Source organism: Candidatus Ichthyocystis sparus, assembly GCF_900078745.1.
GTDB classification, from domain to species: Bacteria; Pseudomonadota; Gammaproteobacteria; order Burkholderiales; family 2013Ark19i; genus Ichthyocystis; species Ichthyocystis sparus.
In genome coordinates, this window is sequence record NZ_FKII01000045.1 from 58,559 (window position 1) to 72,896 (window position 14,338).

At 41.4% G+C, this 14,338-nt stretch carries 16 protein-coding genes; 4 read left to right on the forward strand and 12 right to left on the reverse strand.

Features of this window, described 5'->3' with window-relative positions:
- Window positions 1-185 precede the first annotated feature (185 nt).
- Window positions 186-545: a hypothetical protein gene (locus tag A6733_RS09360; RefSeq protein ID WP_092411210.1), complete on the forward strand. Its 360-nt coding sequence runs from the start codon at window positions 186-188 to the stop codon at window positions 543-545.
- Window positions 546-569: 24 nt separating this feature from the next.
- Here A6733_RS09360 and A6733_RS02370 read toward each other — a convergent pair whose 3' ends face one another.
- From A6733_RS02370 to A6733_RS02415, 10 genes are all read right to left on the reverse strand, one after another.
- Window positions 570-1,580 carry a cytochrome d ubiquinol oxidase subunit II gene (locus A6733_RS02370; RefSeq protein WP_092401051.1) on the reverse strand — a complete coding sequence of 337 codons (1,011 nt, stop codon included), beginning with the start codon at window positions 1,578-1,580 and terminating at the stop codon, window positions 570-572.
- Window positions 1,567-2,919 (reverse strand): cytochrome ubiquinol oxidase subunit I, encoded by a 1,353-nt coding sequence (locus A6733_RS02375; protein WP_092401048.1) that lies wholly within the window; start codon window positions 2,917-2,919, stop codon window positions 1,567-1,569. The genes A6733_RS02370 and A6733_RS02375 overlap by 14 nt, the downstream gene beginning before the upstream one ends.
- Before the next feature lie 222 nt (window positions 2,920-3,141).
- Complete coding sequence (locus A6733_RS08780; protein ID WP_092401044.1) at window positions 3,142-3,828, reverse strand: hypothetical protein; 687 nt, start codon at window positions 3,826-3,828, stop codon at window positions 3,142-3,144.
- A gap of 654 nt (window positions 3,829-4,482) precedes the next feature.
- Window positions 4,483-5,085 carry a peroxiredoxin gene (locus tag A6733_RS02385; protein ID WP_092401041.1) on the reverse strand — a complete coding sequence of 201 codons (603 nt, stop codon included), beginning with the start codon at window positions 5,083-5,085 and terminating at the stop codon, window positions 4,483-4,485.
- A 236-nt stretch (window positions 5,086-5,321) separates the two neighbouring features.
- Entirely contained in the window at window positions 5,322-6,395 is a 1,074-nt protein-coding gene (locus A6733_RS02390) for an aspartate-semialdehyde dehydrogenase (RefSeq protein WP_141663008.1), read from the reverse strand.
- Between the two features lie 25 nt (window positions 6,396-6,420).
- Window positions 6,421-6,804, reverse strand: a complete 384-nt coding sequence (rplS, locus tag A6733_RS02395; protein ID WP_092401035.1) for a 50S ribosomal protein L19 — start codon at window positions 6,802-6,804, stop codon at window positions 6,421-6,423.
- A 40-nt stretch (window positions 6,805-6,844) separates the two neighbouring features.
- Window positions 6,845-7,606 carry a tRNA (guanosine(37)-N1)-methyltransferase TrmD gene (gene trmD / locus A6733_RS02400; protein WP_092401032.1) on the reverse strand — a complete coding sequence of 254 codons (762 nt, stop codon included), beginning with the start codon at window positions 7,604-7,606 and terminating at the stop codon, window positions 6,845-6,847.
- Window positions 7,596-8,117 carry a ribosome maturation factor RimM gene (gene rimM / locus A6733_RS02405; RefSeq protein WP_175330557.1) on the reverse strand — a complete coding sequence of 174 codons (522 nt, stop codon included), beginning with the start codon at window positions 8,115-8,117 and terminating at the stop codon, window positions 7,596-7,598. The genes trmD and rimM overlap by 11 nt, the downstream gene beginning before the upstream one ends.
- Window positions 8,104-8,373 (reverse strand): 30S ribosomal protein S16, encoded by a 270-nt coding sequence (gene rpsP / locus A6733_RS02410; RefSeq protein WP_092401027.1) that lies wholly within the window; start codon window positions 8,371-8,373, stop codon window positions 8,104-8,106. The genes rimM and rpsP overlap by 14 nt, the downstream gene beginning before the upstream one ends.
- A 91-nt stretch (window positions 8,374-8,464) precedes the next feature.
- Window positions 8,465-9,412 (reverse strand): LysR substrate-binding domain-containing protein, encoded by a 948-nt coding sequence (locus tag A6733_RS02415; protein ID WP_092411208.1) that lies wholly within the window; start codon window positions 9,410-9,412, stop codon window positions 8,465-8,467.
- 172 nt (window positions 9,413-9,584) lie between these two features.
- Between A6733_RS02415 and wrbA the strand changes: the two genes are divergently transcribed.
- On the forward strand, window positions 9,585-10,157 hold the full coding sequence (gene wrbA / locus A6733_RS02420) for an NAD(P)H:quinone oxidoreductase (RefSeq protein ID WP_092401022.1): 573 nt from the start codon (window positions 9,585-9,587) through the stop codon (window positions 10,155-10,157).
- Window positions 10,148-10,528, forward strand: a complete 381-nt coding sequence (locus A6733_RS09855) for a DUF2069 domain-containing protein (protein ID WP_092401019.1) — start codon at window positions 10,148-10,150, stop codon at window positions 10,526-10,528. Before wrbA ends, A6733_RS09855 begins: the two co-directional genes overlap by 10 nt.
- Here the strand turns inward: A6733_RS09855 and uvrB are convergent.
- Together uvrB and A6733_RS02435 are read right to left on the reverse strand one after the other, a co-directional pair.
- Window positions 10,451-12,481, reverse strand: coding sequence for an excinuclease ABC subunit UvrB (gene uvrB, locus A6733_RS02430; protein ID WP_278183915.1), 2,031 nt, complete (start codon window positions 12,479-12,481; stop codon window positions 10,451-10,453). The two genes, A6733_RS09855 and uvrB, sit on opposite strands and share 78 nt — an antisense overlap.
- A 92-nt stretch (window positions 12,482-12,573) precedes the next feature.
- On the reverse strand, window positions 12,574-12,918 hold the full coding sequence (locus A6733_RS02435; RefSeq protein ID WP_092401016.1) for a hypothetical protein: 345 nt from the start codon (window positions 12,916-12,918) through the stop codon (window positions 12,574-12,576).
- Between the two features lie 202 nt (window positions 12,919-13,120).
- Between A6733_RS02435 and A6733_RS02440 the strand changes: the two genes are divergently transcribed.
- Window positions 13,121-14,335 carry a pyridoxal phosphate-dependent aminotransferase gene (locus A6733_RS02440; protein ID WP_092460352.1) on the forward strand — a complete coding sequence of 405 codons (1,215 nt, stop codon included), beginning with the start codon at window positions 13,121-13,123 and terminating at the stop codon, window positions 14,333-14,335.
- Window positions 14,336-14,338 lie beyond the last annotated feature (3 nt).

Genomic DNA, 14,338 nt, shown 5'->3' on the forward strand with positions numbered 1-14,338 from the left:
AGTACAACTTTATCTCTAGTTACTTATTTTTTAAATGCAGATCATAAGCATACATGACACTTAATTAAGTACTATACATAAATTATCTTCATTGATATAAAAACTTTCTAAAATTTTCTAGACAAAAAGAAACCCCCACAATACAATTGTGTAGCGTAGTTTTGTGATTGTATCGATAGACATGATTGGAAACGGCCATTATTAATCTTTTTGGTGCAAAAACCTTAGATGCTTATAGCATGACTTATGGCAATGAGGAACGAAGTGATGCATGTTCTGCCCCAGATGAAAGCACACTGTCTGCGTCTGCTTCATCTAAAGCACAAATGAGTTGTGTGATAATAGTAGCGCTCTTAGTGTGTCTCTCCTTATTGTTCTGCGTCGTACAAGGGGCGCTACACAATATTATTAGCGATGGTTTGGGCAGCGTTCTGGGGGGAGCTAGAGATATCATGAATATGATGGCAGTCTCTTGTTTTTCCCTGATTGTACTCACGCTAGTAACAAGGGAAGCTATCATTCATTTCACCGGAAATGTTGAGTAACTGGTAGATTGTACGAACCAAGATCTAGTACAAGTTACCCAGTTTTCCTTTAAACACCGTGTGAACGTATCCCGTGTATACGAACACTAGCGGCAAAACGATGGCTGCGCCTATAAAAATAAAATTAAGAGATTGGGTAGCAGCAGCAGCGTCCCAAATGTTTATCTGATCCATAACCAAATATGGAAATAAGCTGTACGCTAGTCCTATGAAGGACATAAAAAAAATGAGTACAGTTCCCCAAAATGGCCAAATTGAGCAGCGATGATCGCCAGATTCAGACAGAGAACGTAAATGAAACCATACAAACAGGAAAAGTCCAGCTGTCACCAGGGGAATAGGCATTAACAAAATAACATTGGGAAAACGAAACCATTTCTCAAGAATAGTATAACTAACAACCGGAGTTACTACAGAAATTGCAGCAACACCAAGTGCTGTACCCACCACCCCCCTCTTTGCCCAGCAAATAGCCTTACTATGGATATCTCCAGAAGACTTTATAATAAGCCAGGAAGATCCAAGCAGGATATGGCCAAAAACTAAACAAAATCCCGTCAAAATAGAAAAACAAATTGTAACAAAAGAAGGAGAAAGTCCAGTAACGTATTGCCCTAGCATAACCCCTTGAGAAAAAGATACAACGACACTAGATATATGAAAGGCAGAATTCCAAATATCCTTATGCTCTTCGAATTTAGCCCTAAATTCAAACGACACACCCCTTACAATTAATCCAATCAACATAATCACAACAGGAATGTACAACTTACCAAGCACAACACCCTGAGCCAAAGGAAAACAGACTATCAATAAACCAACCCCAAGAACCAACCAAGTTTGATTAGCGTCCCAAAATGGAGCTACAGTATTAACCAACCGATCCTTATCTTCCTTAGAAAAATACCTTGAAAGAACTCCTATACCCAAAACATACCCATCTAAGATTACGTATAATAAAAGGGACAAACCCATCAATCCCATAGCAATAACAGGCGATAAAAAGCTCCATGAGTACTGGTCAATCACTTTCATGCATAACTCCTCTACCAGCAACTACAGCTTTGTTTTTTCTTCCATCAAGCCTAGCAAGATAAAATATTGTGTATACGTATATCACTAAAAGCACCAAGTAGGTAGTTAGGTATAAAAATAGGCTAAACCACAACTCCTCCCTAGGTAATAGCTTAGTAGCAGCGGCAGCAGTTTTAAGAACGCCCATAACTAAAAAAGGTTGTCTGGATACTTCTGTGGTGTACCAACCTGCCACTACAGCGATCCATCCGGAAAAAGAAAATAGAACCAAAATCTTAGCAAGCCGTGGAGAAAAATTATCCCATCCTTTATTTGTTTTAAAAAAAGCAAGCCAAGAAAAAATCACCATTAGTATAGACATAAAAACCATAACCCTAAAAGCCATAAACACCGGCAATACAGGAGGATGATCCTTAAAGTCAGATATCCCCTTGACTTCACCTGAAAGATCATGCGTAAGATATAGGGACGCTAACCGAGGAATTGAGAGCTCATAGTCTACCCTGCCCTCACCTTCATCTTGCGGAATTCCAAATATTATGGCTGGAGCCCCCTTCTGGGTTTTAAATAAACCTTCAATAGCAGCAATACTTTGTGGGTTGTATTTAAGGGAGTTGAGTCCGTGAATATCTCCAACTATCATCTGCAAAGGAGAACAAATAGCGGCAACAATTATGGCAAAACGAAGGGCTAAAAAAACAGAACGGCAAGTATCACCCCTCAAATATCTGTATGAAGAAATCCCGGCCACAATAAATGAAGTAGTTAAAAAAGATGACAAAACAACGTGGGTAAATCGAGGCAACAATGAGGGATTAAAGATGACCTTGAACCAATCAGTTGGGATAGCAACATTGTGGCTATTCATAACAAAACCATCAGGAGTATGCATCCAAGCATTAAGAGAAACAATCCAAAACGCTGAAAGCGTCGTCCCCGAAGCAACTAAAAGGTTGGAAATCAAATGAACTCGCTGGGATACCCTACCACTCCCGAAAAGCATGATCCCCAAAAATGTAGCTTCCATAAAAAAAGCGGTCATCACCTCATAAGTAAGCAACGGACCAGCAACATTACCAACCTTTTCCATGAATCCGGGCCAATTTGTGCCAAACTGAAAACTCATAGTAATGCCGCTAACAACACCTAACCCAAAAGTCAGCGCAAAGACCTTGACCCAAAAGCGATAAGCATCCTCCCAAGAAACATCGCCGGTTCTAATTAATCTAATCCTAAAGAACAATAAAAACCAAGCCAGAGATATGGTAATGGACGGAAACAATATGTGGAATGTCACATTAGCTGCAAACTGCACACGGCCAGTAAGTAAAGCATCCATAAAACACCCCTATTGATACTTAACACAGGCACAGCAAGTACATTGTACCACCAAAAACATAATCAACAAAAAGAAGCAAGCAAGCAAGCAAGCAAGCAAGCAAGCAAGCAAGCAAGCAAGCAAGCAAGCAAGCAAGCAAGCAAGCAAGCAAGCAAGCAAGCAAGCAAAACATTAAAGCTAATTTACAAAAACACAACAATAACAATACTCGGCAAAAAAAGCCTAAAACACAGGTACATATGGTCTGCCAGAATTTCTGCCAGAATTTCTAGAAAGAATAACACTAGAACAAATGCCGGGCCCTCCTCTCCAGTTGCTAGCCACCCAGCCAGGAAAACCTTCAGGAGTTAATTTGAGGGAAATAGGCACAAACCCACTATCCCTCGATTTCCAATCAGGAACTACATACAAACCCGTGTTCCTCAAAACCATATGCAACCTAGTATCGCCAGAAGCATGTCGAAAATCCACCCTAGCATTAACATTAGCATAGTACCCAAGGGGTGCAGGGTACAGAATCAGAGATGGTTCTTCTTTATCATCTACATACATGCTATCTGACAACGACAAAAAGTAGCGCTCCGGCATACTAGAGCCACCTCCGGCATCGCCAGATTTCATCCAAAAGACATTAATCCATGGTGTACGCGTAGCAGAACTTTTATCAGATGGAACAGGATAAGTACTCCTTAGTTCCCAAGCCTGAGAATCTGTAGGATTGCCACGATCGAAACCCCTATGAAGGCTAACATCATAATCCAAAGAACCTGTAAGGTAATAACTAGAACCCCCAGGTCCCACAGCAGAAAAAGTAACAACATCACAAGGCAACTCCACAGCTGCCAAGACCGCCTCGCCCAAAGACAAAGCAGTGAAAAATACTAGACCACTAAAAATATTACGCAACATACAACACCGCCCTATACTAAACAAGATGCACGCTCTAAAAAACATTGGCACTAGAGAACAACCCTACAGTATGAAAAATAGTGCTAAACCCCAACACCACACTATGTACGAATATAGTCAACATTACATAATCATTTAAAGGCAATAACACACGATTTACAAACTAAATCATGTACATCATGAATCACAGAAAAACAAACCAAATCACAAGTACTAAAAGTTCCTCCAGGAGCAACACCTAAGCTAAAAACAGTTTTATAACAAAACCTTAGCAGATACTATCATACTCGTACGAGGAGGTGCATATAGAAAAGCACTTACAGCAGAACTTAACTGTGTAGTCAAATCTAATCACGGACAGGGCATAACCAATAAAGCACAACTAATACCTACATACAACTAATGCCTACAGTTCACAGTAAGGCGAGAGGTTAGCACAAAAGTGCGGTACATAAATAACCACATTATGAAAATAAACAATCACACTTAAAACAAAAAAACACCACACACCAAATGAGGTAAAAAAGCAACTTGGCAAAGTAATGTATGCATAGTGTTAGTAGAGAGAGAAAAATCCAGACAGCCGGGCACCGTCTGGATTACATTAGAGTTCTGCTTATTCTTACAACAGAAACAACAACACAATAACAAAAATCAAAGCTTCTTAGAATTATCTTTCAGATACGAAGACACACCCTCATTGGTGGGAACCATACCTTTTTGACCATGTTTCCAACCAGCTGGACAAACTTCACCATGAACCTCGTGAAACTGTATTGCCTCAAACAAACGAATAACTTCGTCGAAATTACGTCCCAAAGGTAAATTATTGACTATCTGGGATTGTACTATTCCAGATTTATCTATAAGAAAAGCAGCCCTATAGGAAACTCCACCTGGAGACTCAATGCCATACGCACGAGAAATCTCATGTTTCAAATCAGAAACCAGTGTAAAAGAAACCGGACCTATACCTCCTTCACTTCTATCTCCATTGCGCCAAGCCACATGAGCAAACTTGGAGTCAATAGAAACTCCCACAACCCTAACATCAAGTTCATTAAATCTACTCATCCGATTGTCAACTGCAATAATCTCTGAAGGACAAACAAAGGTAAAATCAAGAGGGTAAAAGAATAACAAGGCATATTTACCGGAAATATCCTTATAAAAATTATACCCCTCCTGCATATCCCCATTTCCCAAAACTGCATCGCTACTAAAATCAGGAGCATAACAACCAACTAGAACTGACATACTTCCTCCTAATACCTACGCATATGAATACGAAATACCCGCCACTCCAACAAATTCCACACTTTACCTAGTAACAACACGATCACCAAAAACAATTATATCAAACCTACTTCCAACATTTTTCACCAAGTGATCTCAAATAGTTATTTACATTTTTATTACTATGACATACATTATTACCGCTGGCCCGGGTAAAGCCGCAGGTGCTTATCTGCCTTAAACGCAGTGGGGGGGGTTTAATGCAAAGAAACAGCATCAGCTGGCTTTGCTGGGTCAGCCTCCATCACCTCCTCGATAATACCCATTTTCTCAGCAATTTGCACGGCATTAAGAGCACCTCCCTTGAGAAGTTGATCTCCTGCAACAAAAAAATCCAGCCCATTTAGACCAAAAACTGCGGATTGACGTACCCTACCAACATGCACTCTCGAATCTTGAGAAACAATAAGAGGAGTAGGATAGGTACCGAGATCATCGTATAAAACCACACTAGGTGAAATACGCCAAACAGAATAGGCTCTGTCTACAGTAACTTCCTCGTCGAAACTAACACTTACAGAAAGAGAATGAACACGTAATGTAGGAACACGAACAGAAGTGCACGATACCAACATATCGGGGGCATCAAAAATTTTGCGCAGCTCATCTCGCATCTTCAGCTCTTCGCGTGAATTGCCATCATCATCCAACTCACCTATACAAGGAATAATATTTAGAGGAAGCGGATGATCGAAAACACGGTTCCTCACTGTTTTTCCTAATACATAATCCCCCATACCAATTAACAACTCATCCATGCCAGACAAACCAGCACCAGAGGCTGATTGATAAGTAGAAACAATGACCCTCTTTGCTTTAAAGTGAACGTGAAGTGGGTACAAAGCAACGCTTAAGATAGTGCTAGAACAATTTGGACTAGAAACAATACCTGTATAGCCGCCCAAAGACGACGCATTAATCTCGGGAATAACTAATGGAACACCATCGTGGTTTCTCCAAGCATCCGAGCAATCGATAAGCACAGAATTAGACGAATCTGCCAGCACAGGCAAAAATTCCTTAGCCAACAAAGAACCAGCCGCCCAGAAAACTACATCATGCCTCTTAGAGCACATAGAATCCAGAGAATTGATAACCAAAAATGATCGCCCATATGGCACAGACAGACCGACTGACTGCCAGCTAGCGTAAACATCAATTCGAGACTGATCCACGCCCCTTCTATGAAGAAGGTGCAAAATCTCCCTGCCGATAACACCGGTAGCACCAACAACAGCAACCATCGCGCTATTCATAAAAACAAACGGCACATAGACAAATGAAGAACCCTAAAACCTAAACCGCAGCCAATGATTTTTTGCTTGATGGAATAATTTTTTCCCTTATACGCGCTGAGCGACCAGAAAGCGCTCTTAAATAGTAAAGCTTAGCTCTACGAACATCGCCACGACGTGTAACTTTCACGGAAAAAATGGAAGGAGAATACATCTGAAACGTCCTCTCCACACCAAACCCAGAAGAAATCTTACGCACAACAAAAGAAGAATTAAATCCCCTGTTGCGCTTTGCAATAACCACCCCTTCGTAGATCTGGACACGCTTACGCCCACCTTCAATTACGTAAACGCTAACAGCAACACTATCTCCGACAGAAAAAGCAGGAACTACCTTGTTCAATTTTAACAACTGCTCCTTTTCCAAAGACTCAATTATGTTCATTACTTTTCCTCGAAACCTTCAACAAAGACCAATTGCCGACCTAAACAGAGTCAGACAAAAACTCATTCAACAAACCTTCTTCTTCAGCAGACAAGCCGCGAGAGAGAATTAGATCAGGACGTCGCAGCCAAGTCTTACCTAAAGATTGTTTCAACCTCCAGCGAGCAACGAGCGCGTGATTACCAGACAACAGAACGTCCGGCACCGCAACACCATCAAAGTTTACTGGCTTGGTATATTGCGGCCAATCAAATAATCCGTCGGAAAAAGACTCATGCCTCACAGAGTCAGGATCACCCAATGAGCCTGGCAACAAGCGAACAACGGCGTCCAAGACTACCATAACCGCCAAATCTCCACCAGTGAGAATATAGTCCCCAATGGAAACTTCTTCTGTTACATAACGATCAATAATACGCTGATCAATTCCTTCATACCGACCACACAGAAACACCACAGAAGATAGTTGACTAAATCGTAAGCACATACTGTGATTAAACTTCCTTCCCTGAGGAGTCAAATATACAATCGGCGCTTCAGTACAACCAGTGCTCTCTTGTGCCGCACGCAAAGCTAGAGACAATGGGCCAGGAGTAATAACCATACCAGAACCGCCCCCAAACGGGCGATCATCAACTTGTTTTCTGATATCGGAAGAGTAGTCACGCAAATTGTGAACAGATAGCCTACAAACCCCCGATTTAAAGGCACGCCCAGTTACACCATACCCAGATATTGCGGAGAACATTCCAGGAAAAATAGTCACCACACTATAGTGAGGAACGAAAGACTCACCGGCCATCTATGAACCAATCCACAAGGACGACTGAACGCTCGGCATCCAGGCCGAAAAAAAATGGTGACCTAGCAGGGATCAAAAAGCTACCAGTACCCGAAAGAGGACATACATCTAAAAAATCATCAGAAACACCCCGCATAATGCGATTAACGGTTCCCAAGGTATGACCCTGCTGGTTCTCAACTTTCATATGAAGCAAATCTACCCAATAATACTCCCCATCCAAAACTTCAGGAAAGTCACAACGACGGACCATAAAATCAGCACCGACCCAAAAATCTGCTGTAGAACGATCCCTAATGCCGCTTATCAATAACCGCAGTCTAGAAGAACAAGAAAACCACGAAACAACAGAAGAATGCAGAGAATCGGAACTCTTTCTCAAACAACAAGAAAGACCAGGCACAAGATGAACGGCAACCTCGCCGTAATCAAATAGCCAAAACCATCCATTAATAGAAAATGGACGAGCTACCCTGCCTAACGGGACCCATTCCGAATCACGCAGAGCCATCTTCCCCACAGCAGGACTTTCGGTACTCCCTACACAAACGCACAACAGTCGGGGAAGGCTTAGCACCACTACCCTTCCAATAGGAAAAACGATCCATATTAAACAACAAGGAACCAGCATCACCTCGATTGGACGGATCGTAGTAACCTATTTTTTCGACAAACCTGCCGTCCCTCTTAAAGCGAGAGTCAGCAACAACAATCCTGTAAAAGGGACGATTCTTAACACCACCCCTAGCTAAACGAATCACAACCATAAGGTACCCACAAGCCAGTATAAAGTCCGGCCCATTCTAATCCCAAGAACAAGTATCAGCAAGAAAAAATTACATGTAATACTATCAATAATCACTCGTTAACTAAGGAAACCCCATTGGAAAATTTCATAGAATGAATAGCACTAATGATTGAATCAATTGCCTCCTTCCTTCTGAAACGCTTGCGCCACATTAAAACCAGCCTACGCTTCACTATCTCATCACCCTTAGTTAATTGACAAACTGAAACCACATTACTATTGTCTTCTATGTTTTTGTAATTAACAGACAAAGCTGGCATTATGCCGACACCAACCCCAGACATGACCATACAATACAAACTCTCCAGAGAGTTACCATCAATTAACCTGTTCATCATTATGCCTGGCCAAAACATACGATGTATAGTTGGGCAAAGCTGGAGGATATAGTCCCTTAGACAACAAGAACTACCAGTCAGCAAAACCCCTTCAGATTCCAACTCCCCTATATCAACCGAATCACGATTAGAAAATCTATGATCCTTGGGCATAACAAATATCAATGGCTCGTCGTAAAGAGGACAAAACTCAACCAAACCACGACTATTAACGGGTAAAGAACATATAACAGCATCAATTTCCCCCTGACGCAGCATATCCACAAGACGAGAAGAATTATTTTCTATAATAATCAGTGGCATAGTAGGAACAGATTCTTTAAGCAACAAAGTCAAATTACTCAGCAAATAGGGAACAACTGTATGAACGATTCCCAAGCGCAAAGGACCTTTTAAAGGGTCCTGTCCCTCTTTGACCAAGTGTTTTATGGTTTCTACTTCCTCTAGAACTCTACTAGCTTGCTCGATAACACTTTCCCCAATGACGGTTAGTGTTACTTCGTTTGACCCACGCTCAAACAGCTTTACCCCTAGCTCTTCCTCCATTTTTTTTATAGCTATGGACAGTGTGGGTTGGCTAACAAAACAAGTTTGGGCTGCATTACCAAAATGGCGCTCCCGAGCTAGAGCAACAATATATCGAAGTTCGGTCAGAGTCATAGGCACTCACAATTCTTTTAGGTATATTGTAATAGGTATGATTTTTTGTATAATTTTATAGTAAAAGGATTTGTAATTTATTTCTCATTACATTCATAGTGACTTTCCGCAGTGTCTCTGCCCCTTGCCACGGTTCTAGTATCCTTTAAACATAACTGGGTTTTTATCAAAAATGACCGATATACTTGTTCTTTTTCACTCAAGATATGGTAACACAAAGAATTTGGCTGAATTTATAGCTAACGGCATCCAATCTATAACTTCAATGAATGCAAGGATAAGAACAGTTCCGGAAATTGACGGGAGCAATCTTAACGACCACTACAAAACTGCATCACTAGAAGACCTTAGAGAATGTGTGGGCCTAGCCATGGGTAGTCCGACACATTTTGGTAACATGTCCGCTCCTCTGAAGGCGTTTATAGACCAAACAACCCCTTTGTGGATTAAAGGAGAACTTGTAGACAAACCAGCAACGGTATTTACTTCAACATCGTCTATGCACGGTGGACAAGAAAGTACTTTATTGTCCATGATGCTACCGTTACTACATCATGGCATGCTTATGGTAGGGATTCCATCAACAGCAGAAGAAGTTCACAACACTACCTCTGGAGGAACACCATACGGTGTGAGCCACTACGCAGGACCCGACGGCAAAAATCCAATAACCACAGAGGAGAAAAGGCTGTGCATATCTCAAGGGAAACGATTGGCAGAAATAGCCAAAAAACTATGGTGCTAGAAAAAACACATAGCTACTACGCTCTTTGCTGTATCAGTGCATCTGCTCTAGCAGCGCACTGCGTACTGTGGGAAAGTGTCCTGGCGCCGATACGCCCGCATCATTTTTGGCTCTCGCTAAAGTGCATACCTATTGTATGGGCTTTGATGTGCTTCATTAAGAAAAAAATACGAACCTTTCAAGCAACAACACTGCTAATATGGATATACGTGTTTGAAGGATTAAGCCGCTTATTCTCAGACACAGCGCCATACAGTAGGGTATGCGCTCTAATTGAGATCATATTATCGATATCAGTTTTTATTTTTTGCACCAACCTCGTTCGCACACAAAGACAGCTCACTATTGTTAGCCGGAGACAAACCAAGTAGCTTATCTCTCAGTTTATTAATCTTGTCTCTCCATTCTGCAGCCTTCTCAAATTCCAACCTTCTCGCACAGGCAAACATTTCTTTTTCATATTTACTTATGATCTCATCTGCATCATCTAACAAAATATCAATATTATCCATGGAAGTAGACTCACAGCTAAAACAATCAACAAAACTTGTCAAATCCTTTTTTATACCAGACGGGATAATCCCGTGCTTATTGTTGAACTCCTCCTGCATTGCCCTCCTACGAGAGGTCTCTTCGATAGTATACTTAATTGAATTAGTTATTTCGTCAGCATACAAAATTGCCCTACCATTAATGTTACGAGCAGCTCTGCCAATTGTTTGTATCAAAGATCTAGTGGAACGCAAAAAACCTTCCTTATCAGCATCAAGTATTGCCACAAGTGACACTTCAGGAACGTCCAAACCTTCTCTCAAAAGGTTAATTCCTACCAGTACATCAAATTTACCCAAACGTAGATTACGAATAATTTCAGCTCTCTCAATAGTATTTATGTCGGAATGCAAATAGCAAACACGGACACCTTTCTCGCTAAGGTACTGGCTCAAATGCTCGGACATCCTCTTGGTAAGGGTGATAACAAAAATTCTCTCATTTTTAGCTACCACATGTTGTATTTCATGAAACACATCATCAACTTGCGTTGATGCTGGGCGAACCTCAACAACTGGATCTAATAATCCAGTTGGACGAACAAGCTGCTCGACACACAGCTGTTGATGAGCAGCCTCGTAATCACCTGGTGTAGCAGAAACAAAAATAATTTGATGTTCGAACTGTTCAAACTCAGAAAGATTAAGTGGCCTATTATCCCTTGCAGACGGTAGCCTAAAACCAAATTCAACTAGATTGTCCTTGCGCGCACGATCACCACGATACATTCCTCCTAGTTGAGGAACAGTAACATGCGACTCATCAATGACTATTATGGAATCAGCAGGTAAATAATCAATCAATGTGGGAGGAGGCTCACCGGGAGATCTACCTGAAAGATGACGTGAGTAATTTTCTATTCCCTTACAAACTCCGATCTCGTTTAGCATCTCCAGGTCAAATCGTGTACGCTTTTCAATACGCTCAGCCTCAATTGGACGATTTTCTTCCCGAAAATGCTTTATACGATCTGCCAATTCCTTCTTTATAGAGTTAATAGCATTCAAAACAGTACCGCGTGGTGTAACATAGTGATTGGCTGGGTATATAGAAAAAAAGTTGATGCTCTTTTTAGTTTCACCGGTAATAGAATCGAATAAACTCAGTCTCTCTAGCGTCTGATCAAAGAATTCCATTCTTAATGCATAGTCCTCATGTTCTGCCGGAAAAACATCTATGACATCTCCTCGAGCTCTGAAGTGACCTCTAAAAAAGTCTTTATCACTTCGAACATACTGCATGGATATCAGTTTATCCATAACTTCCCTGGCCGATATATTTTGACTAACACGCAAAGTCAAAATCATTTTGTGATACTCACTCGGGTCGCCAATACCATATATTGCAGAAACAGTTGCTACAATAATAACGTCTCGCCTTTCAAGCAAACTTTTAGTAGCAGATAGCCTCATCTGATCTATGTGACGATTAATGGAGGAATCCTTCTCTATGTATAAATCACGTGAGGGAACATAGGCTTCTGGCTGGTAGTAATCATAGTAGGAGACAAAATACTCAACGGCATTGTGTGGAAAAAAAGAAGCCATTTCAGAATAAAATTGCGACGCCAGAGTCTTGTTAGGAGAAAGAACAAGTGTAGGTCGCTGAGATAGGGCAATAACATTCGCTATGGTATAAGTTTTTCCGGAACCAGTAACACCAAGTAATGTTTGGTATCGTAGTCCTTGATTCAATCCATCACAAAGTCCACCAATTGCATTCATCTGATCGCCGGCAGGAGAAAAAGACGATGCCAAATGGAACTTCGCCACATAACCCTCCAAAAAAGCAGAAAGGCCACTTCCTTAAGAAAGAAATGGCCTAACAACAAAATGTAACGCCCCCTTCACTACCCCAGCAAGTACTACATAGTCTTCCGCCTCTTGGAGACACCGCCATCCTTATTAGATTTCTTACATTTGCTACAAACACTGCTACAATTATCCTTACATTTATGGCATTTATAGCAATCACCACTAGCTTTCCCACGCCCTTTGCCCTTGTTAGCAAAAGCGGCACTAGTATCAGATGCTTTATCTACATTCCTGAGCAAGCCGTTTGCGCCCATTCTATCATAGCTACTGGGCGCGAGCGAGCCGCTAGTAGTCCTTTCTACTAAAGCAGTAGTCCCAACTGAATCCCATCTTATACCACCAGCAATAACCGCAGAAGAAATAACAGACAGTAGTATTAAAGAGTATTTTTTCATACTTAATGATCTCCCACATTAAAATCACCTAACCTAAAAGGAGAGGCAAAAGAGGCGAAAAATATCCTGCTCACCCATAGAAAAAACCGAAATGCCGCTCTTAAGCTGTACAAAAACAATAAAAAAATGCGCTACCCTCAGACATAAATTGGTGTAACATAATTATTTGGTCCTCGAGCAAAAGTGTCTGACAGGAAAACTTATGGGTGGTGCCACTTTTTTTTCTCCTATAGCTAAACGAACTAAGGGATCTTCTACCTTTGCTATGACTTATCGTGCAAACAAACTACGAGAGGCAGGCCGGGATGTAATATCTTTGAATGTTGGAGAACCTGATTTTGATACACCTGATCATATAAAAGAAGCGGCCATATTGGCCCTGAAAACTAAGAAGATTGCTACACGCTATGCTCCAATTAAAGGGATAGTATCTTTAAGGGAATCCATATCCAGGAAGTTGGATCGTGACAATCATTTGCACTTTCCTATAGAGCAGATCATTGTAAGCACAGGTGCAAAACAAGCCCTCTGCAACTGCATAAGTGTCATAGTATCTGATGGAGACGAGGTCATAATACCTGCGCCACATTGGGTATCCTACACTGACATGGTATCAATAGCTGGGGCCAGGCCTGTTATCGTAGTAGCAGAACAAAACCAAGGCTTTAAGCTTACTCCAGAACAGTTAGGCAAATCCATTACCCCCAGAACAAAGATGCTGATTCTTAATTCACCATCTAATCCGAGTGGTGCTATGTATAGCGCACAGGAACTCACCGATCTAATGGAGATAATACGCCAGCACCCCAATGTTGTAGTTCTTTCTGATGAGATCTACGAACATGTAACACTTGGCGATCAGAAGCATGTTTGTCCTTTGCAACTAGCTCCTGACCTGAAAGACAGGTTCATTGTAGTCAATGGAGTATCTAAGGCGTATGCCATGACTGGATGGCGCATAGGCTTTGCCGCTGGTCCTAGATCAATAATTGATGTAGTAGCTAATCTGCAATCTCAGCAATCTGGTAGTACCAACTCTATTGGACAGCTAGCAGCAGAAGCTGCATTAGAAGGCCCTCAGGATTGCGTACGTAGGATGCGTGATGCGTTTTCTGATAGGCAAAGGTTCGTTTTGGAGAAAATTTCCTCTGTTAGAGGCCTAAACTGTATTCCAGCTCAGGGAGGATTTTATCTATTCTTAAATGCTAAGGAAGCAATACATTCGCTTTATGAAAAGGAGGTACTTGCTTCGGAAACGGACATTTCTCTGTGTGATTATCTACTCGAAAAAGCTGGAGTAGCTTTGATGCCTGGGAGTTATTCTGGAATGTCCGGATATATCAGATTATCTTTTGCTGCTTCCCATAGCCTACTTGAAAAGGCAATTGGAAGAATGGCAGAAGCGGTTAACATATAGCTG